This window comes from Paenibacillus sp. SZ31 (genome assembly GCF_012912005.1).
Lineage (GTDB): Bacteria > Bacillota > Bacilli > Paenibacillales > Paenibacillaceae > Paenibacillus.
Genome location: NZ_JABBEA010000017.1, coordinates 42801 through 62242 on the forward strand (window position 1 = coordinate 42801; position 19442 = coordinate 62242).

Here is a 19442-nt window from a genome sequence, read left to right on the forward strand (position 1 = left end):
GCGGTTGGGTTGAAACCGAAATCCCAGATTGTCAATCTGCCTGTGTACCAGCCGGGCAAACCGATTGAAGAAGTGAAACGTGAACTGGGGCTTGAACAAGTCATCAAGCTGGCCTCCAACGAAAACCCGTACGGCAGTTCTCCTGCCGCTCTGGAAGCCATTACGAGAGAAATGACGAATATAAGCATATACCCAGACGGTAGCTCAGCTGAGCTGACTGGAGTTCTTGCCAAGCATCTTGGCGTGGAACGGAACAATCTGATATTTGGTTGTGGTTCCGATGAGATTATTGCTTTGATTACGAGAGCTTTCTTCTTACCTGGGGACGAGACCATCATGGCTGATCAGACATTCTCTGTATACAAAAGCAATGCAGATATTGAGGGTGCCGTTACCATTGAAGTGCCACTGAAGGATGGAACGCATGATCTGAGCGCCATGCTCGCACAAATCAACGACAAAACCAAAGCGGTATGGGTGTGTAATCCAAACAATCCGACAGGTACGATTATCTCCGAGCGGGAACTTATAGCCTTTATGGATCGCGTGCCTGCGCATGTGATGGTCATACTGGACGAAGCGTATTATGAATTCGTAACCGATGAAGCATACCCGCAAAGTGTACCATTGATCGAACAGTATCCGAACCTGGTCATTCTGCGGACATTCTCCAAAATTTACGGTTTGGCTTCGCTCCGGATTGGATACGGCATTGCACGTCCCGAAATTATTGATTTGATTAACCGTGTACGTGAGCCATTTAACACTTCGCGTTTTGGACAGGTTGCAGCAACGGCTGCACTGCTGGATCAGGAGTTTGTTCAAGAGTGCTCGAAGCGGAATGCAACGGATCGGGATTTTCTGCAAAATGAATTTACACGGTTGGGATTGTCGTATTTCCCTTCGCAGGGTAACTTTATTATGGTTGATCTGAACATGCCTTCGGCAACGGCGTTCCAATCCTTGCTCAAACAAGGCATTATCGTTCGCCCAGGATTCCACGTATATCCAACATACATTCGTGTGTCCGTCGGAACATCAGAACAGAACCGTACATTTGTCACGGCACTGGAGAACACGCTGGCTGAGAAGGCGGTAGCACGCCCTTAATTCTGGCGATGAAAGAGTGAGGACCCATGAAACTAAAAATTGCAATGATCGGTGTAGGACTCATCGGCGGTTCACTTGCGCTCTGCTTCAAAGGCAAGCCAGGTGTAACCGTGATGGGCTACGCCCACTTGGATGAACTGAAGGACAAGTACATAGAGAGTGGTGTAGTGGATGATGCTACGCTCTCTCTGGAAGAAGCGGTAGAGGATGCCGACTTTATTTTTTTGTGCGTTCCCGTAGGTTTGCTTGAATCCTATTTCGAGCAGCTCTCCAAGCTGCCATTGAAAAAAGGATGTATTATCACGGACGTAGGAAGCACTAAGGCTTCCATTGCCGCTTGTGCCGAGCATGTGCGGTTGACCGACGCTTACTTCATCGGTGGTCATCCTATGGCAGGATCGGAGCGTGCAGGCGTAGACGCGGCCTCAGCCGTGTTGTTTGAGAATGCATACTACGTCTTAACCCCTTCAGAACATGTGCCTGAGGAAGCGTACAGCAGGTTGTCTGAGCTGCTTGCATATACGCGTGCACAGATCGTACGTGTGGAGCCTTTGCTGCACGATGACATTGTGGGGGCGATTAGTCATCTGCCACATGTTATTGCTGTTGCGTTGGTAAATCAGGTGCGTGAATATAATGAGTCGAATCCACTGTATAAAATGCTGGCTGCAGGTGGTTTCCGGGATATCACCCGGATTGCATCCAGTGACGCCATAGTCTGGAGAGATATCTTGCTTAGCAACCGTGATGTACTGCTGGGCTTGCTTAAGGACTGGAATAGCCAAATGACGGCCTTCACGGATATGCTGGAGCATAAGAATGGTGAAGGCATTGAGGAAGCATTCCGTCAGGCCCGCGAGTTCCGCAGTGTATTGCCAGAACGACGCAAAGGCATGATTTCGCCGTTATTTGATCTGTATACCGATGTCCAGGATGCGCCCGGTATGATTGGTAAGATCGCAACTGAGCTTGGGGCCAATGACATCAACTTGAGCAACTTGGAGATTATCGAGAACCGGGTGGATGTGCCAGGCATTATGCGTCTGTCCTTCCGTCAGGAAGAAGATATGGAACGAGCCAAGACGTTATTGGATTCCTTAGGTTATCAGGTGTGGATATAAGACGAGAAAGGGGGCGAAAGCCCTCTTTTTTGTGAGGTTATATTGGAGTTGTTCAGTTGATTTTCAGTCACAGAAAAAAAGGATGTATTATCCTGATTTACCGAAAGATATAATTAATCCAAACAATTTTACTGAAAGTGTTGACAAAATGAAAACGTATACATATAATAAGGGTACAGTATGGTTTCTCTCCACTCCTATCCAATAACTGTATTGCTCCACGTGAGCAATGGCCGCTTATGTAAGCGGTCTTTTTTTTGTCTTTAAAAAGTTATTGGTCCTTTACCGGTATGTTAAGATTCACAATTCTTATTACATCCTCTATTTACATTACCCTCCTTAATCTGTTAGGATACCTTAGATCCAATAAATATCACATTTTTGTAACCTTTTCAGAATTTCGTTCGTCTATATAAACAAGGCTTATCAAAAAGGCTCAAAATGAAGTCATGAACGTGAAAAACACTGCATATGAATGACAGGTCGGGTTTTTGTGGATAGCAATGGATTTGCCAGGATGATGCAGACCGTTGTACAATAAATACTGTTAATGTAGAAACGTTGGGGAAATTGCCATTACATAGGGGAATTTGGCGGGAAGGCCAGTTATGGCGCTGAACGCTTTTTATATGCGGTGAGAACCGCAACTTTTTTGTGCCTGTTCGGTAATACATGGATAGAGTCGAACGGGGAGAAGCACATGGATGGGCGAGGAGGGGTCGCACTCAAATGACGGATTCCCAGTTGATTCGAGAGATCAAGGAAGGTAACCTGGAGTTATATTCCGAGCTGATGAGTCGTTATCAGCGTAAAATACTGGCTTTCGTATATCATATGTTGAAAAGTTCCAATATGGAGCTGCTTGCGGAAGATCTCTGTTCTGAGACTTTCTATAAGGCGTTCCGCAGTCTGCACTCTTTCCGTGAGGTGGATGCCTCATTCTCAACCTGGTTATACACCATTGCGAGAAATACGGTACTGAGTGAGCTTCGCAAACAGCGCAGTGGAAATGTTCCACTTGAAGAGAGCGGGATCGTTCCCGTGGCTCCTTCGGAGAATGCACCGGAGTATGCTGTTCTACGCAGCGAGCGGGTGATGCTAGTTAGAGATGCGATTAACAATTTGCCGGAGAAGCAGCGTTCTGCGATTATACTCCGCGAGTATGATCAACTAGACTACCAAGAGATTGCGAATATTCTTGGGCAGAGCGTCAGTTCTGTGAAATCGTTATTATTCAGAGCAAGATCAAGCGTAAAAACTCAATTGGAACCTTATTTCTTCGAACCGGTGTACGAGCCATATGAAGGGATGAAGAACCGATGAATTGCAATGATGCCCAGGAACTGTTTGCACTGGTCTGGGACTTGCCGGAAGCTCATCCTCAGCGGATTGCATTTCATGCTCATCTCGCTGGTTGTGAAGAGTGCTCCGAGCAGTTTGAGGTTTGGGAAGAAGCCCAGATCTTGCTGCACAGCATCCCGGTTCCAGTGACAGAACAACAGGCAGAGAGAGTGAACCGTAACGTTATGGACCGGATCTATGCGGAGTCTCCATGGTTATTGCCGGAAGAGGCAAAGGTTAATCGTTTCTCTGCTGCGATCCGCAAACATATGTCTTTGTGGATTGCCGCGTTCCTGGCTATTTTTTTATGCAGCTTTCTGTACATGGCATTATTCAAGCCAAACGTATCAGAAGCTGAGCAAACCAAGGTTGTTGCTACGGGGATTCTGGAGACAGGGGTTGCCGGAAGCGGACCATCGTCTTCTGGATTGTATCAGTACAACATGACTGGAGCGGACAGAGGAAGCATCATTGAACCTTTTGTTGTGAGCATGGGACCTGCTTATCCTCAGTATTGGATGGCCCTGTCTTTACTAGCAATAGGGATGGCTTTATTTTCTCTTGGACGTATGCATCGAACAACGAATAAACGTAAACAACAAGGTGCGCGTGCATAGGTAATAACCTTTCGTTCGCCGTGTGGAGAAATGAGGGATGTAAGTGCGAATCGGGCTTATTCGTCACGGTCTTACAGACTGGAATGCGGCGGGCCGTATCCAGGGGCAGACTGATATACCTTTGAATAGAGAAGGTCGTGAACAGGCAGAACGCCTGGGAAGACGTCTGCTGACGGAAGAATACCAATGGGACTATATCATCACAAGTGGATTATCACGGGCACAGGAAACAGGGGAGATTATCTCTAAACTGTTGAATGTACCTTTGCTTGAACCGGACGCACGGTTGAAAGAAAGGGCTTTTGGTCAGATTGAAGGTCTGACTTCAGAGGAGCGGGTTGCCCGCTGGGGCCAAGCCTGGGAGACGCTCGATCTGGGACAGGAGCAAATAGCGGATATCCAGATTCGTGCACTGGCGTTTCTGGAAGATCTATGGTCTGCCTATCCGGACCAGAACGTACTCATTGTCACTCATGGAGCTTTTCTGGCCAACCTGTTAACAGCCTTGTTTAAAGATCGGTATACCGAACGGATTGGAAACCTGTCACTGACGATCCTGGAAAAGGAACGTGATGACTGGAGTCCGCTGTTATATAATTGCACACGACATCTGTCTTTGGACACAGCGAAACAACCTGAGTAATCCAACTTGGGTTGTTTTTTTGCGTTTTATGGAAAAAAAAGACTCTATATGATTTCAAAGCTCTCATTTTTCTTCTGATTGACCAACTTGAGGCATAGTATGATTAACGAATTAATTTCATAGTTCACTAAAGATATTATGAAATGGATTCAAACATAAAAGATTTCCAAAAAGAGGTTTAGATTGTGGGAATTCCGTCAACGATGTTTACAAAACCAAACTATTTCAGGCTCCGAATCAGCAGTCGAAGTAGTTAACGGGCGAGGCGATGGACCCATGAATCTAGCGGATATGCTTACTTTTGCCGATATTGGCCAGCTTAATCGAATAGCAGACTATTACCAATGTGAATGCAAGCCCAACTCCAAACATGAACTCATCCAGAGTATTCTCACTACATTGGGCAGCAGACCTTTTTTTGAGCAGCAGGTACGTCAACTGAATCAAGCAGATCAGCGCTTTTTGAACAACTTGTTGTTTGATCCTCGCCAGTACTATGGTATGGAAGAACTCGTCGCCATAGCCCGTCAATCGATGGACAAAAAGGAGAGTGAGGCTGGAGCCAGTCCACGTGACCTCATCGTTCGCTTCAATAAAAGCGGATGGTTGTTCAATGGGACGACGCAGCAGACCAGATATCTGTATCAGGTACCTCAGGATCTGAAATTAAGGTTCAGGGATGTGTTATCTACACATTTGCGAGCAGGGATTACAAAAACGACGGAACCGCCCATGTATCGGGATGAGTATCATCTCTTAGCGGATGATCTCAAGTTGTTCCTACAGTTCGTTCAGCAGCATGAAATTGCCCTTAACGCTGAAGGCATGATGTACCGTCGCTCCCAACAGCAGATTATGGAGCATCTGCACATCAGTGAGGAATTGGTGGGCAAAGCCGGTTGGAGATTCGGATATGGTCGTTCGTTTAAGGATTACCCGGATCGTTTCGCTCTTATCTACGACTATGCATTTCACCATCGGCTGGTTCGCGAGGAGCAAGGTACGCTGAGGTTATCACCAGCTGGAGAAGACAAGCTGGGGGCTGAGAAAACAGCCGAAATGATACAGCTATTTAGGTTTTGGTTAAGATTGTATAAAGGTGCTATTCCCAATCTGTCCTCTATTGTGTATTGGACAGGAGAATGTGCCTCGGAATGGTCAACTGCCGAGTCGCTGTTTCGTCAGATCGGTCCATTCATCCAGCCGTTCTATTATGATACGGCCGAGGCCATCTATGATAACAGAATTGTTAAAATGATGTTGCATCTTGGCATGGTCCGCATCGGGGAACATGAGGAAGGCAGGACTGTACAAATGACAGCCTGGGGCACACGTCTTGCTGCATCCTGTCGTTCCATCTCCGGAGACATTACCCCTATTATGTTTGACAAGTGAAGGACAAGTTGCTAAAATCACTCCCAAATTAAGGAGTGATATCAATGATAATTCCATACAAAGGTCTACAACCTCAGTTACACCCTTCAGTATATATGGCTGAAGGTGTAAAGCTGATCGGTGATTTGAGAATGGGAGAAGAATCTTCCGTCTGGTTCAATGCAGTCCTGCGGGCTGATTTGGCTCCCATAATCATTGGAAAGCGCTGTAATATTCAAGATAATGCTGTTGGGCATGTCAACACAGATCAACCTTTGATTTTGGGAGACGATGTTTCGGTAGGACATTCAGCGATCATTCATGGTTGTCGTATTGGAACAGGAACATTAATCGGCATGGGAGCCATTCTGTTGAATGGAGCCGATATTGGCGAATATACGCTGATTGGGGCCGGTTCAGTTGTTACTGAGAATAGTAAAATTCCGCCCTATACTCTGGCCTTGGGGACACCTGCCAAAGTGATACGTGAGCTGACTGACGCCGATCTGGAGCGAATGTCCAGAACTTCACTGGGTTATGTTACCAAAGGAAAAGAATATAGGAGCTCTTAAATCCGTTTTGGAGGTGCATCCTATTGGATAAAATGAAAGTTACGTATGAAGTCATGTTGGGGCTAGCAGCTGAGATGGTGTGGGACGAAGCGCTTCGCAAACAGCGCAGCGAGAAGCTCTATTTGGAAATCGATAAAGCGTTAGCTACCGGAGACGAAGTAGCTTTCCGGAGTCTGACGGATGAACTGAGGACCATAAACTGATGGGCACAATACATCTTTTCTGATATAAAAGGGAATGCGCAGATGCGTGTTTCCTTTTTTGATATGTGTAATTCCAAAATGAATGTCTGGATTTATAAGATATGCTCATATATAATATGGGAATAAAATGGATAGAAAGGGGATATAGGGAATTGAAATTCAGTGAGATGACTCAAGACAGCTGGGCTGAACTGCAACCCTATCTGGATACATGCCTTATTCCATACACGGCTCTTAGCGGTGAGCAGTCGCCAGTTGAAGCTACCGAGGCACTGGAACGGCTGAGAGATTTTCTGGATATGGTCGAAATTCCTTTCAAAGGGAGAATTATGACGTATCCAGCCTTTCATTATGCTAATTCGGAAATGTCAATGACATTAAATTCCTTGTCTGCACAGCTTAAATCTTCAGGATTCAAATATGTGGTTATTATGTCATCAGATGGTCAATTTGATGAGGTGGAAATTGCATCTGCTGATCTAGTTTTGAGTCGGTCAGCGTTGAGACGTGAGGTTGGAGAAGAGGGGATAGCGAGATTTGTCGGGGAAAAAATACGAGAGTTGTGGAAAAAATGAGTTTCATGCGGCAAATGTGACAATTTTACAACAATTTTTTAATAACGCTTACAATTGAACCTTAAAAATGTGTGACAAATTCTTGACGGTGTTCTAGGGCTACTATATGATTATGTATGTTCTAGTAAGTCGTGGAATTTCTGAAAATGAAAACGTTTGAGAGAGTTGGCTGAAAAAGGGGGTTGGAGACAGTATGAGCAGTGAGCATGACCAGCACGAAGCTTCATTGAAATTGCCAAGCCGCATGGAGATGTCACGCAGGCAGTTTTTGACGTACACGCTTGGTGGAGCTACAGCCTACATGGCCGCCGGTGCAATCCTTCCCATGGTCCGTTTTGCGGTGGACCCGATTTTGCAGCATAAGGGAGAAGGTACCTCTGTCAAAGTAGCTGAAATCAGCAAAATTACGAATGAGCCTCAAGAATTCACCTTTGAACTTCAACAACAAGATGGTTGGTATCTGAGTAATGCGTCGTTAGTGGCGTGGATTCGCAAAGACGAGCAGGGTAAAATTTATGCGCTCTCACCTATCTGTAAACATCTGGGATGTACAGTAGGCTGGAATAGTGACAAAAGTTATCCTGACGAGTATCATTGCCCCTGCCATGGCGCGCACTATGACAAGGAAGGGAAGAATCTTGCCGTAGCCCCCAAACCGCTGGATGAGTACGTAGTCAAGGAAGAGCAGGGTTGGGTATATCTGGGCGACATTGTTCCGAACACCCGAGTGAATTAGGAGGCGTGAACGCAGATGTTTAAAAATGTCTATGACTGGATTGACGAGCGTCTTGACATCACGCCAATTTGGCGGGACGTTGCGGATCATGAAGTTCCAGAGCATGTAAATCCGGCTCATCACTTTTCCGCATTCGTATACTGCTTTGGTGGATTGACGTTCTTTATTACTGTTATTCAGATTCTGTCAGGCATGTTCCTGACCATGTATTACGTACCTGATATTATCAATGCCTACGCAAGTGTGGAGTACCTGCAAACCAAAGTAGCCTTCGGCCAAATTGTTCGCGGCATGCACCACTGGGGAGCCAGTCTGGTTATCGTAATGATGTTCTTACATACGATGCGTGTGTTCTTTACAGGCTCTTACAAGGCACCGCGAGAAATGAACTGGGTTGTCGGCATGCTGATCTTTTTCGTCATGTTGGGCCTGGGGCTCACAGGGTACTTGCTACCATGGGATAACAAAGCCTATTTTGCAACAAAAGTAACACTGGAGATTGCCAATACGGTTCCTTGGCTGGGACCAATCATTAAAGAATTCTTGCAAGGCGGTACGATTGTCGGTGCACAGACATTAACCCGATTCTTTGCCCTGCACGTATTCTTCCTCCCCGCGGTGCTTCTGGTGCTTCTGGTCGGACACTTTATCATGATCCGCAGACAGGGCATTTCGGGACCACTATAAACTGAGAAGGGAGGAATCGCAATGGCTCACGGACATAAGAAGGATGATGAGGAAAAGGTCATTTTTGTCGGTGATTCACGTGTACGTAAAGGGGCTGGATTTATTACCCCGCCTGATTACACGGCGTATCCCGGCAAATCAGAAGCCTTTATTCCCAACTTCCTGCTGAAAGAATGGATGGTTGGTGTCGTTGTATTGGTAGGAATTTTGGTGCTCACGATCTCAGAACCTGCACCTTTGGGATATCCGGCCAATCCGAGCGCATCCGTTATTCCTATGCCGGACTGGTACTTCCTTTTTCTGTATCAGTATTTGAAGTATCCATACGCATCAGGCGATTACGTCCTGCTCGGGGTACTGGGAGTCAGTGGAGTCGCTTTCGGAGCTTTACTACTTGCACCGTTCCTGGACACAGGCAAGGAGCGACGTTTCTATAAACGTCCCATTGCTTCATCGTTGATGATTTTGTCGGTCATTGCTGTATTTTACCTGACGAATGTAGCGTGGACGCACTACGAGCATGAGTTGGAAGCAAGTGGACAGAAGCCTGAACACATTCAGCGTGAGGAAGAAGCGCTGGAGAGGCGTGAACAGGGGCTTCCGCCAATTTCCAATGCACCTGGACAGCAACAGGAAGTGGCCATCGTGGAGCAGGATGACCCTGCAATGGAAACGTACAAGAAGGCCGGCTGTATTGGCTGCCATGCGGCTGATATGAAGGGCGCAAGTGGACCTTCACTTAGAGGTGTAGGTGACAAACATAGCCAGGAAGAGATTCTGACTATTATCAAAGAAGGCTATAACGCAATGCAGCCTCAGTACAATAATGCCATTGCTCAAGGGGTCACGGATGAAGAAATTAATCATCTGGCTGAATGGCTTGCGAAACAGAAAGCAGAACAGTAAAATCGAAATAACCAATGAAACCTGATCGTTTATGCGGTCAGGTTTTTTGAAGTGTTTTTGGGGCAGCACGTTATCGTGCACAACATGTGATGAAGGAAGGGGCAGGGAACGTGGCTTTATCGTTTTTCTGGAGTAAGGAGTTTCTGACCAATCGTTATTTTCTGTGGCTTTTGTTTTGGTGTAATGCAGTAGGAACGGTATACGGATACATCTGGTACGGAGAGCAAATGAAAATGACGCTGGCTGAGCAGCCTGTGTGGCAGGTCGTATTTGTGCCGGATAGTCCAACAGCGAGTTTGTTTTTCACCTTAGCATTGCTATGGATCTTATACCCACCACGGTCTATCATCATTAAACGGATCGGACATGTAATTCAGGCGCTTGCCGTGGTCACATCTGTGAAATATGGCGTGTGGGCCGTATCGATTATTTTCGCAGGCTGGATGCAAGGTGGTACACAGCACTGGCAAGACTGGATGTTGATTGCTTCGCATAGTGCGATGGCCATTGAAGCTCTTATATATGTACGCTTTTTCGGCTTCCGCTGGGCTGCTCTTGTCGTTGCAGGTGTCTGGACGCTGTTGAACGATACGATGGATTATACATATGATATTTACCCTTGGTTACCCGCCTCCCTCTACGATCATGTCGATGGTGTGCGTAATTTCACATTCGGACTGACGCTGGTTAGTATTCTGTGTGCATGGCTTGCGCTCAGACAAGCGAAACGAGAACCTGATATCCGATCTTGAGCTTGTTCTAAGGAACTGAACCTCGCCATACATTGATGGTGGGAGGGATGTCCATGAAGAGAACGTTCAGGTTCAAAACTTGCTTATTGGTGGTATCGTTCATGGCTCTGCTGCTTTGGACGAACTTAGCATATCGTGTATCCGCGCAAAGTGAAGGATTGAATTCGAATTCAGATCAGCAAGTGTCCACAAGCAATTCAATTGCACAACTGAATGAAGAAGCAGCCGTATTGTATCGTCAGGCGCTCGAGAATAATATTGAAGAAGTACGAGGAAGCATTCTGCGCATCAGTAAAAGTCTGGAGCATATCTCCTTTGAGGGGCGTACGACAGTTGAGGGCATTCACGCCTTGTCCGAAACTATAGTTGAAGTGAAACAGGCTATCGTGAAGGTGAAAAATGATGATTCTTCTCTTCAGCAGTCCTCTGCCAAACTTAGACTTGCAGCAGACAGTCTCGCGAATCCAACCAAGCCTTTATGGCTGCAGTATTATAAAATCGTCAAAAACGATCTGGACGCTTTATCCGATGCTACAAATCAGGGTCAAACTGCGGCCATACTGGCAAACCGCTACGCCGTTCTGGAGGAGCATTATGAGACGATTCGTCCTGCCGCGATGATTCGCCGTGAACCGTATGAAATTGCTCAGATGGACGCCTGGTTATCTCATACCAAGGGGCTTACCACTGCAAAGCAGCCAGATCTGGCTCAGTTAAAAAGCATGGTGGGACATGGTGAGGAACTGGTGAACCAGTTATTTGGTCGGGAGAAGGATGAGAGTGCCTTCGTACCATTTGTACAGGGCCCTGATCGCAGGGCAGCTGGGTTGCTCATCAGTTCGGTCATTGTGGCAACGCTGAGTTATGCCGGATACCGTAAATATCGTGCGCAGCAGCAAGGTGTCTTTCCTTTTCGGCGCTAATCGCTTATGAACCTTATGATCGTATATTAAAAAAAGACCTCTTTTCCCATAAACAGCCACGCTATCGGCTCTTCATGTGAAAAGAGGTTTTCTTGTAGTTTCTGAATACCTAAATCAACTTTCTTTGAAACCTTCTCCATGTACATCGTGAACATCGCTGATGATGACAAAAGCTCTAGGGTCAATGGAACGTACAATCGTCTGCAATCGTCTGAACTCTTGCCTGGAAATAACACAGTAGGCCATGTGCTTGGCTTGTTTAGAGTACGCGCCAATAGCAGGAATAAGGGTAACACCACGATCCATATCCCGTGTGATCTGTTCCGCAATTTCGGGTGCATGGTCACTGATGATCATAAATGCCCGGGCAGAATATGCACCTTCCTGAATAAAGTCGATGACTTTGGAGGCGATAAATACCGCTACGAGCGTATACAGAATTTTTTCTTTGGGGATGTAGATGAGAGAGAGTCCGATAATGACGAAGTCAATGCCCAGCAATACTCGTCCCATGCTCCATCCATACTTGCGGTTAAGAATGCGAGCAATGATGTCTGACCCGCCGGTTGTTCCACCCCAACGGAATACGATGCCAAGGCCGGCCCCAAGGGTAACACCTGCATACAGGGCGGCTAGCAGGAGGTCATTCTCGGTATGTAATGGTTCAATCCAGCCCAGATGAATCAACTTTTCGAACAACCATAGAAAAACGGTCAATGCCCCAATGCCGATACCGGTATAGATCATCTGTCTGCCGCCCAAAATTTTGAGACCAATCAGAAAGAGAGGAACGTTAAGAATCAGGGTCGTAAGTGAAGGTGAGATGCCGAATGCGTAATTGATCAGCACCGTAACCCCGGTAAGGCCACCTTCCATAAGCTGATTGGGGATAATGAAATAGAGGAGCCCAAAGGCATATAAGGCTGTACCCAGAAGGATGGGCAGAACCAGTTTGACTTGAATCCAGGTTTTGGCAGTGCTCATAAGATCCCTCACTGTAGATAAATTAGAATGAAGAAGCAATCATTCCCATCCTAGTATACCTGTTTATTGATTCTTTAAAAATGATTTGTCGCTGATGATGGTGGAAGTGAATCTAAATAACTGATATTATTAGGAACAAATACGACATCATTTCAAAAGGAGAATCCGTTCTCATGGAGAAAAGCATCGCAGAAATGCAGCGTGAGGTTGATCAGTATATCTCCCAGTTCAAGGAGGGGTATTTCAGTCCTCTGGCCATGTTGGCCCGGATGTCTGAAGAGGTAGGGGAGCTCGCCAGGGAAGTGAATCACGAGTTCGGTGAGAAGCCCAAGAAGTCTTCCGAAGCCGCCAATTCCATTGAACTTGAGCTCGGAGATATTTTATTTATCACGATTTGTTTTGCGAACTCGCTGGGTATTGATCTGGCTGAGGCGCACGATAAAGTCATGCATAAATTTAACACCCGCGATGCCAATCGGTGGACTCCCAAAAACACCGATTAGGCGTAGATTACATATGCTGTACCATCACCCGATCGGGGAGGGTCAGCTTGATGATGAAACCGGAAGAATATATGCAGCAGGCTTATCGCTGTATATTGCAAAATGATTTTGAGCAGGCCATTCGTTGGTTTGAATCCGCCATTCATGCTCATCCGCAACATGCGGAGCTATATTATCGCTGTTCCATTACGCACGCCCGCAGCAAGCATCTCGTTCCGGCGCTTGAATTTGCGCGCAAGGCGGTTGAGTTGTCGGCAGGAACAGAGGAGTATATTTTGCACCTGCAAACTTTGGAAGCAAAACAATTGACCTCCAGAGCCAAGTTGTTATTGGAACAGGCGGGTATTGCAACACAGGAGCGTTATGTGGAAGCGTCTACGCTTTTGAAAGAAGCGGTCAGACTTGATCCTCTTTCCGTAGAAGCTCATGTCATGCTTGCACTAGCTTACAGTGACTTGAATGAATTTGATTCTGCAATTCAGGCGTTACGTGAGGCCATTTTGTTGGACCCACAGAACGGGCAACTGCATCAGATGTTACAGGAAATCAAGCAACGTATGAAATCCATACAGTAAGAATTCATTTCACAACGAGAGCCAAGTTAAGTTGAAATGGATTCAACGATACGATCCAACATAGCGAGGAGATGCAGTCAAGATGAGTGGAGTAATTAGAGTTGCCGTGATCGGAGCGGCTGGTCGAATGGGCCGTGAAGTCGTAAAATTGGTACTTCAGGACCCTGAACTGGAGCTTGCAGCTGCAGTTAACCGCTCCGGTGCGGGCACGGATGCCGGAACACTTGTTGGTTTGCCAGCGTGTGGAGTACTGGTAACTGATGATATTGAAATGGCTTTTGCCGAAACGAAACCGCAGGTTATGGTTGATTTTACAGTGCCACAATTTGCGTTTGCACATACTGAGATCGCGATCCGTCATGGAGTCAGACCTGTCATGGGTGTTACTGGCTTCACGCCGGAGCAGATCGAACAGTTGGACAAGCAGTGCCAGGATAAAGGAATTGGAGGGCTTATTGCCCCTAACTTCTCGATCGGTGCTATTTTGATGATGCGATTCGCAGCACAGGCTGCCAAACATATGCCGAATGTGGAGATCATCGAATATCACGGAGATCAGAAGCTGGACGCTCCTTCAGGAACAGCGATCAAAACAGCCGAACTGATTGCTGCCAATCGGGAGGAACTTCGTCAGGGTAATCCAAATGAGGAAGAAACGATTGAAGGATCACGCGGCGGTTATTACAACGGCTTCCGAATTCACAGTGTACGGTTGCCTGGTGTATTCGCGCAGCAGGAAGTTGTTTTCGGAGACTATGGACAGTCGCTCAAAATTCGGCATGACTCCTATGAACGCGCAGGTTATATGCCTGGTGTTAAGATTGGCGTACAAAAGGTTATGGAATACACAGGACTCATCTACGGATTTGATCACTTTATCGACTAAAGGAGATTGTCATGTTGAAAATAGCATTTATCGCCCATGATCGCAAAAAAGAAGAGATGGTTAACTTTGTGACGGCATATGAGCCTGTATTTACGGACCATCAATTGTACTCGACCGGAACAACAGGGCTACGTATTATGGAAGGGACTTCTCTCAAGATTCATCGATTCGAATCAGGGCCATTGGGTGGAGATCAGCAGATCGGAGCTTTGGTTGCGCAAAATGAGATGGATCTGATTATTTTTCTACGCGATCCACTGATGGCACAACCTCACGAGCCGGATATTAATGCGTTGCTGCGTCTTTGTGATGTACAGGGAATTCCACTTGCCACGAATATCGCAACCGCTGAGATTCTGGTTAAGGCTCTGGATCGTGGTGATTTTGCCTGGAGAGAGCTGGTACATAAATACAAGCCGGAGGCTGGATTGAATTCAGGTGATTCCGAATGAGTCTGGATATTCTCATCTTTGGAGCACATGCGGACGATACGGAGATTGGTATGGCTGGAACGATCGCCAAACATACCGCTGCCGGCCTGAAAGTAGGCGTGTGCGATCTGACTCGTGCTGAGATGTCTTCCAACGGAACAGTAGAGCGCAGAACCGAGGAAGCGGAGCAAGCCTCCCGCGTCCTCGGTCTTTCGTGTCGAACGAATCTGGGTCTTCCTGACCGCGGGTTGTACCTTACTCCTGAACATGTACAGGCGGTAACGGCTGAGATACGGCGTCATGCTCCTCGGATGGTGTTTGCACCCTATTGGGAAGATCGTCATCCGGATCATGTCAATTGCAGTAAGCTGGTGCAGGAAGCTGTATTTAACGCCAAGCTTCGGAACTACATGCCGGATATGCCTGCTGTACAAGTGAAGGAACTTTATTTTTACTTTATTAATGACATTGGACCTACGGATTTGATTGTGGATATTTCGGAACACTATGAGCAAAAAGAAACTTCTTTACGCTGTTATCGTTCCCAATTCGAACTCGGGGAGGGCGTGGTCTCGACTCCATTGAATCAAGGGTATATTGAACGTGTAAGAGCCCGGGATTCCTTGCTCGGACAACGCAGTCTCATCCCGTTTGCAGAAGGTTTTGCTACAATTACACCTTTCGTGGTTCATCAATTTGGCTCGGGTGCCCAATAAACGATTTCAAATTTTTTACGTTTTTTTTACGTTTAATGAAACGAAGGGTTTCATTATTCCATTGTATTATATCAACCTGCATGAAGCGGGAGATCAAAGGAGCGTCCACAGGATGGATAAAAAGCTAAAAATCGGCATCACCTGTTATCCGTCCCTTGGCGGGTCTGGTGTTGTCGCAACGGAGTTGGGCAAATTGCTTGCCGAACAGGGACATCAGGTTCATTTTATTGCCAACAGTATCCCGTTCAGACTGGGTACGTTCCAGAAAAATATTTTTTATCACGAAGTTGAAGTAAATGATTATTATGTTTTCCGTTATCCTCCGTATGACCTGTCACTGGCAACGAAGATGGCGCAGGTGGCTAAGTCACAGCAGCTGGATCTGCTGCATGTTCACTACGCCGTGCCACACGCAGTATGTGCCTTTCTGGCGAAACAGATGGTAGGGGACGGCCTGAAAGTGGTTACCACGTTACATGGAACGGATATTACAGTTCTGGCTCAGGATGAATCTCTGAAGGATCTGATCCGTCTTGCCATTAATGAAAGTGACGCGGTTACGGCCGTATCACAAGATTTGATTCGTGAAACGGTTGAACTGCTGGATATTCAGCGTCCAATCGATCTAACCTATAATTTTATTGATAAACGAATATATTATCCGCGGGATGCTGCCAGTCTGCGAAGAGACTTTGCTGCGCCCGAAGAAAAAATATTAATGCACATTTCCAACTTCCGACCGGTGAAGAGAACTCAGGATGTGGTAGAGGTCTTCCGTCATGTACAGGAGCAGGTGCCAGCCAAACTGCTATTTGTTGGTGAAGGACCTGATTTGCCGAAGATGCAATGGAAAATTAATGATCTCGGCTTGAATGATAAGGTTCATTTCCTTGGCAAACAGGATGACATTGCTCAGGTCATCTCCATGGCTGACGTATTGATGCTTCCATCGGAGAAGGAAAGTTTCGGACTTGTGGCGCTCGAAGCAATGGCTTGTGGTGTACCTACGATTGGTTCACAAGCCGGCGGAATTCCGGAACTGGTCTTGCATGGTAAGACAGGTTTCTTATCCGCAATCGGGGATACACAATCCATGGCCGAGAACACGATCCGTTTGTTGACGGACGATCGTTTGGCTGCAGAGTTCAGGGAAGCATGTCTCCAGCGCGCACATCATGACTTTTGCAATGATGCCATTCGGCATGAATATGAACAGATTTATTACCGGGTGCTGGGAAGAGAAGTTCCGAATCTGAAGCCGGTTTGCGGATAATCGTTTTGCTTGGCGAAATCATACTGTGCATACCACAACAGGCAAGAGAAGAGGTGATATGTGGTGGTTCAATGGACACAGGTAGATCGTGAAATGGCAATTCAAAGTGAGAATGTACTCACAAAATTAAATGAACATGGCTACAAGGCATATTGGGTAGGCGGTTGTGTCCGTGATGAATTGCTGGAACGAGTTGTAGACGATATGGATATCACGACATCTGCTTCTCCTCAGCAAGTCATGGAACTGTTCGACGACTGCATTCCTACAGGCTTGCAACACGGGACGGTTACCGTGCGTTCAGGTGGTTATTACTTTGAAGTTACCACGTTTCGAACAGAATCCGAGTATCAGGATAATCGTAGACCCGCTGCAGTTCAATTTGTTCAGGATATCAAGGAAGACTTGCAGCGGCGTGACTTCACGATGAACGCTCTTGCCATGGACGTCACTGGGACAATCGTTGATCCGTTCGGTGGACAGGCAGATATTAAGGAAGAGCGCGTCAGATGTGTGGGCTCTGCGATGGAACGATTTGGTGAAGATGCACTGCGGATGCTCCGTTGTGTTCGATTTGCTTCGGTGTTTGATTTCAAAATCGCTCATAATACATGGAGGGGTCTTGTAAGGCAGAAAGACCTGCTTCAACATATAGCGATGGAACGGGTACGGACCGAGATGGTAAAAATGATGTCGGGACCGCATCCATTAAGAGGGTTGGAGCTGTTATACAGAAGTAATGCGCTTGCGCATATTAAAGCGCCGGTTAGCTCGGCTCGATTCAACAAGATGTTGTTATCCAATCTGGAACAATTGTCAGACGAGCATGTATTGCTTAGGTGGTCACTAATCCTGATCGCTGGTGGTTATAGCAAGGATGAAGCAGACGTTCTATTACGTCAGTGGACATTCTCCAATGAACATCGTTCCCGTATAACAGGGGTGCTTCAGGTAGAGCAGTTGATTCATACTTCCGTTCAGGAGCAGAAGGATACGCTAAGCCTGCGTTCCGATTGGATCGTTACAGTTCTGGCTTGTGGCGTTCAGGCTGCGGATGATTGGCTTCGGATACAGTCGCTGTTGCCAGCAGGCTGGCGGAATCAGCCTGACCAGGCAGAATTGCAGGTCGTTTTGGTACAAGAACTTGCATCCGAATGGAGTCACTCAATCCCTGTGCATGACTTGAAAGAGCTCGATATCACAGGCGAACAAGTGTTGCAGATGGTGCAGCGCAAAGGCGGACCTTGGCTGGGTCAACTGATGAAACATTTGTTAAAAGAGACGGCGATTGGAACGATAGCGAATCAGCATGAAGCGCTAAGTGCAGAAGTGAAGCGGGTGGTTACAGATGACCAAGCATGAAGATCTGTTACATATGTTATTGAATGCAGAAGGACGATTCGTATCGGGTGAAGAGATCAGCCGTAATCTGTCCATCAGTCGAACCGCTGTGTGGAAACATGTGAACAAATTGCGTGACATGGGTTATGAGTTTGAAGCTGTCTCTCGTAAAGGGTATCGTCTTGTAACGAAGCCGGACAGCATTGACGCTACTGCCCTTCAATTGGCGTTGGACACAACCGTATTTGGCCGTAAGGCGATTCTATTGACCTCGACCTTGTCTACCCAAGGGGATGTTCTGAAGTTAGCTGAGCAGGGGCAGGCCGAAGGTGCTGTAGTCATTGCGGAAGAGCAAACGGGTGGAAGAGGACGTTTCGGTCGAAAGTGGTTCTCTCCTCCGGGTAAAGGAATCTGGATGAGTGTTCTGTTGCGCCCTGATTTACCACTTCAGCACACGCCTCAGTTAACTCTGTTAGCAGGTGTGGCTGTATGTCGTGCCGTTCGAGCTTGCACAGGAGCTGATGCAGGCATCAAATGGCCAAATGATCTGTTGATTGATGGACGCAAGGTGTGCGGCATATTGCTTGAATCCACGGTAGAAGATCATGAAGTCAGATACTGCATTGCGGGTATAGGTGTGGACGTGAATTTTGATTCCGAGGATTATCCGGAAGATCTGACTACAATCGCTACTTCGCTCAAAATGGAGACCGGTAAACCTGTTGATCGCACCCAGCTAACGGCTGCCATTTTGACAGAGCTGGAACAGTTGTATTTTTTGTATCAAAAAGAAGGATTCGGTGTCATCTCAGCTCTTTGGGAGGCCCTGTCCGTATCGATGAATCGCGAGATTACAGTAACGAATCCTCATGGTGTCATTGAAGGGAATGCAATCGGTCTAGACCCTTCGGGAGCACTTATCGTAGAGAAACGCGATGGAGAGCGTGCACTAGTCATATCTGGTGAGATTTCCTGGAAATCGTAAACAATTTGTCGAATTTTCACTGGTAAAATGAACATAAGACGTGAAGTTTGAGCAGAACTTTGGTATACTGTGTTCGTGAGGCGATATCGGCTGATACAGACCGAATTGCACTCCGGAAAAAGTAACCTTTGTTCTGCTTTGACGTGTTTTACACAGGCAGACAGACAGCAGTAAAAGTATGAAACAAG

At 46.7% G+C, this 19442-nt stretch carries 23 protein-coding genes; 22 read left to right on the plus strand and 1 reads right to left on the minus strand.

All coding sequences use genetic code 11. The features are described 5' to 3' along the window. Positions 1–9: 9 nt before the first annotated feature. The 14 genes from hisC (at position 10) to HF638_RS24050 (ending at position 11560) form a co-directional block, all read left to right on the plus strand. Complete coding sequence (gene hisC / locus HF638_RS23985; RefSeq protein ID WP_169482464.1) at positions 10–1110, plus strand: histidinol-phosphate transaminase; 1101 nt, start codon at positions 10–12, stop codon at positions 1108–1110. A 26-nt stretch (positions 1111–1136) separates the two neighbouring features. Then, the gene (locus HF638_RS23990) at positions 1137–2231 is read left to right on the plus strand and encodes a prephenate dehydrogenase (protein WP_169482465.1); all 1095 of its coding nucleotides are present in this window, start codon (positions 1137–1139) and stop codon (positions 2229–2231) included. A 729-nt stretch (positions 2232–2960) separates the two neighbouring features. Beyond that, a complete protein-coding gene (locus HF638_RS23995; protein ID WP_062835180.1) occupies positions 2961–3554 on the plus strand; it encodes an RNA polymerase sigma factor in 594 nt (197 codons plus the stop codon). Beyond that, positions 3551–4189 (plus strand): anti-sigma factor family protein, encoded by a 639-nt coding sequence (locus HF638_RS24000; protein WP_169482466.1) that lies wholly within the window; start codon positions 3551–3553, stop codon positions 4187–4189. The genes HF638_RS23995 and HF638_RS24000 overlap by 4 nt, the downstream gene beginning before the upstream one ends. A 43-nt stretch (positions 4190–4232) precedes the next feature. Further along, positions 4233–4832 (plus strand): histidine phosphatase family protein, encoded by a 600-nt coding sequence (locus tag HF638_RS24005; RefSeq protein ID WP_169482467.1) that lies wholly within the window; start codon positions 4233–4235, stop codon positions 4830–4832. 276 nt (positions 4833–5108) lie between these two features. After that, positions 5109–6227 carry a hypothetical protein gene (locus HF638_RS24010; RefSeq protein ID WP_169482469.1) on the plus strand — a complete coding sequence of 373 codons (1119 nt, stop codon included), beginning with the start codon at positions 5109–5111 and terminating at the stop codon, positions 6225–6227. Positions 6228–6271: 44 nt separating this feature from the next. Beyond that, a complete protein-coding gene (locus HF638_RS24015) occupies positions 6272–6778 on the plus strand; it encodes a gamma carbonic anhydrase family protein (RefSeq protein WP_169482471.1) in 507 nt (168 codons plus the stop codon). 23 nt (positions 6779–6801) lie between these two features. Then, positions 6802–6981 (plus strand): IDEAL domain-containing protein, encoded by a 180-nt coding sequence (locus HF638_RS24020; protein ID WP_017687723.1) that lies wholly within the window; start codon positions 6802–6804, stop codon positions 6979–6981. A gap of 152 nt (positions 6982–7133) precedes the next feature. Next, positions 7134–7556 carry a DUF2487 family protein gene (locus tag HF638_RS24025; protein ID WP_169482472.1) on the plus strand — a complete coding sequence of 141 codons (423 nt, stop codon included), beginning with the start codon at positions 7134–7136 and terminating at the stop codon, positions 7554–7556. 193 nt (positions 7557–7749) lie between these two features. Beyond that, positions 7750–8292 carry a QcrA and Rieske domain-containing protein gene (locus HF638_RS24030; RefSeq protein ID WP_062835174.1) on the plus strand — a complete coding sequence of 181 codons (543 nt, stop codon included), beginning with the start codon at positions 7750–7752 and terminating at the stop codon, positions 8290–8292. 15 nt (positions 8293–8307) lie between these two features. Continuing rightward, positions 8308–8979, plus strand: coding sequence for a menaquinol-cytochrome c reductase cytochrome b subunit (qcrB, locus tag HF638_RS24035; RefSeq protein WP_017687726.1), 672 nt, complete (start codon positions 8308–8310; stop codon positions 8977–8979). A gap of 21 nt (positions 8980–9000) precedes the next feature. Continuing rightward, positions 9001–9885 carry a menaquinol-cytochrome c reductase cytochrome b/c subunit gene (locus HF638_RS24040; RefSeq protein ID WP_169482474.1) on the plus strand — a complete coding sequence of 295 codons (885 nt, stop codon included), beginning with the start codon at positions 9001–9003 and terminating at the stop codon, positions 9883–9885. 110 nt (positions 9886–9995) lie between these two features. After that, positions 9996–10637, plus strand: a complete 642-nt coding sequence (locus HF638_RS24045) for a DUF1405 domain-containing protein (RefSeq protein ID WP_169482475.1) — start codon at positions 9996–9998, stop codon at positions 10635–10637. 101 nt (positions 10638–10738) lie between these two features. After that, positions 10739–11560, plus strand: a complete 822-nt coding sequence (locus HF638_RS24050; RefSeq protein WP_169482476.1) for a sporulation protein YpjB — start codon at positions 10739–10741, stop codon at positions 11558–11560. 114 nt (positions 11561–11674) lie between these two features. Here HF638_RS24050 and HF638_RS24055 read toward each other — a convergent pair whose 3' ends face one another. Beyond that, positions 11675–12544, minus strand: coding sequence for a YitT family protein (locus HF638_RS24055; protein ID WP_169482478.1), 870 nt, complete (start codon positions 12542–12544; stop codon positions 11675–11677). 173 nt (positions 12545–12717) lie between these two features. Between HF638_RS24055 and HF638_RS24060 the strand changes: the two genes are divergently transcribed. The 8 genes from HF638_RS24060 (at position 12718) to HF638_RS24095 (ending at position 19254) form a co-directional block, all read left to right on the plus strand. After that, complete coding sequence (locus tag HF638_RS24060) at positions 12718–13047, plus strand: nucleotide pyrophosphohydrolase (RefSeq protein ID WP_017687732.1); 330 nt, start codon at positions 12718–12720, stop codon at positions 13045–13047. A 50-nt stretch (positions 13048–13097) separates the two neighbouring features. After that, positions 13098–13622 (plus strand): tetratricopeptide repeat protein, encoded by a 525-nt coding sequence (locus tag HF638_RS24065; RefSeq protein WP_248278252.1) that lies wholly within the window; start codon positions 13098–13100, stop codon positions 13620–13622. 82 nt (positions 13623–13704) lie between these two features. Continuing rightward, the gene (gene dapB / locus HF638_RS24070) at positions 13705–14508 is read left to right on the plus strand and encodes a 4-hydroxy-tetrahydrodipicolinate reductase (RefSeq protein ID WP_169482479.1); all 804 of its coding nucleotides are present in this window, start codon (positions 13705–13707) and stop codon (positions 14506–14508) included. Positions 14509–14519: 11 nt separating this feature from the next. Next, positions 14520–14960, plus strand: a complete 441-nt coding sequence (gene mgsA, locus HF638_RS24075; RefSeq protein ID WP_017687735.1) for a methylglyoxal synthase — start codon at positions 14520–14522, stop codon at positions 14958–14960. Continuing rightward, positions 14957–15655 (plus strand): bacillithiol biosynthesis deacetylase BshB1, encoded by a 699-nt coding sequence (gene bshB1 / locus HF638_RS24080; protein ID WP_169482480.1) that lies wholly within the window; start codon positions 14957–14959, stop codon positions 15653–15655. Before mgsA ends, bshB1 begins: the two co-directional genes overlap by 4 nt. A gap of 112 nt (positions 15656–15767) precedes the next feature. After that, positions 15768–16928 carry an N-acetyl-alpha-D-glucosaminyl L-malate synthase BshA gene (bshA, locus tag HF638_RS24085; RefSeq protein WP_169482482.1) on the plus strand — a complete coding sequence of 387 codons (1161 nt, stop codon included), beginning with the start codon at positions 15768–15770 and terminating at the stop codon, positions 16926–16928. A 63-nt stretch (positions 16929–16991) separates the two neighbouring features. Beyond that, positions 16992–18290, plus strand: coding sequence for a CCA tRNA nucleotidyltransferase (locus HF638_RS24090; RefSeq protein ID WP_348982126.1), 1299 nt, complete (start codon positions 16992–16994; stop codon positions 18288–18290). Further along, complete coding sequence (locus HF638_RS24095) at positions 18277–19254, plus strand: biotin--[acetyl-CoA-carboxylase] ligase (protein ID WP_169482483.1); 978 nt, start codon at positions 18277–18279, stop codon at positions 19252–19254. The genes HF638_RS24090 and HF638_RS24095 overlap by 14 nt, the downstream gene beginning before the upstream one ends. Positions 19255–19442: the final 188 nt, after the last annotated feature.

Excerpts from the sequence above, each read along its gene's own strand:
- HF638_RS23990 (WP_169482465.1), top strand. The coding sequence starts at position 1,137 with ATGAAACTAAAAATTGCAATGATCGGTGTAGGACTCATCGGCGGTTCA.
- HF638_RS23995 (WP_062835180.1), top strand. The coding sequence starts at position 2,961 with ATGACGGATTCCCAGTTGATTCGAGAGATCAAGGAAGGTAACCTGGAG.
- HF638_RS24000 (WP_169482466.1), top strand. The coding sequence starts at position 3,551 with ATGAATTGCAATGATGCCCAGGAACTGTTTGCACTGGTCTGGGACTTG.
- HF638_RS24010 (WP_169482469.1), top strand. The coding sequence starts at position 5,109 with ATGAATCTAGCGGATATGCTTACTTTTGCCGATATTGGCCAGCTTAAT.
- HF638_RS24015 (WP_169482471.1), top strand. The coding sequence starts at position 6,272 with ATGATAATTCCATACAAAGGTCTACAACCTCAGTTACACCCTTCAGTA.
- HF638_RS24030 (WP_062835174.1), top strand. The coding sequence starts at position 7,750 with ATGAGCAGTGAGCATGACCAGCACGAAGCTTCATTGAAATTGCCAAGC.
- qcrB (WP_017687726.1), top strand. The coding sequence starts at position 8,308 with ATGTTTAAAAATGTCTATGACTGGATTGACGAGCGTCTTGACATCACG.
- HF638_RS24040 (WP_169482474.1), top strand. The coding sequence starts at position 9,001 with ATGGCTCACGGACATAAGAAGGATGATGAGGAAAAGGTCATTTTTGTC.
- HF638_RS24050 (WP_169482476.1), top strand. The coding sequence starts at position 10,739 with ATGGCTCTGCTGCTTTGGACGAACTTAGCATATCGTGTATCCGCGCAA.
- HF638_RS24055 (WP_169482478.1), bottom strand. The coding sequence starts at position 12,544 with ATGAGCACTGCCAAAACCTGGATTCAAGTCAAACTGGTTCTGCCCATC.
- HF638_RS24060 (WP_017687732.1), top strand. The coding sequence starts at position 12,718 with ATGGAGAAAAGCATCGCAGAAATGCAGCGTGAGGTTGATCAGTATATC.
- HF638_RS24065 (WP_248278252.1), top strand. The coding sequence starts at position 13,098 with ATGATGAAACCGGAAGAATATATGCAGCAGGCTTATCGCTGTATATTG.
- dapB (WP_169482479.1), top strand. The coding sequence starts at position 13,705 with ATGAGTGGAGTAATTAGAGTTGCCGTGATCGGAGCGGCTGGTCGAATG.
- mgsA (WP_017687735.1), top strand. The coding sequence starts at position 14,520 with ATGTTGAAAATAGCATTTATCGCCCATGATCGCAAAAAAGAAGAGATG.
- bshB1 (WP_169482480.1), top strand. The coding sequence starts at position 14,957 with ATGAGTCTGGATATTCTCATCTTTGGAGCACATGCGGACGATACGGAG.
- bshA (WP_169482482.1), top strand. The coding sequence starts at position 15,768 with ATGGATAAAAAGCTAAAAATCGGCATCACCTGTTATCCGTCCCTTGGC.
- HF638_RS24095 (WP_169482483.1), top strand. The coding sequence starts at position 18,277 with ATGACCAAGCATGAAGATCTGTTACATATGTTATTGAATGCAGAAGGA.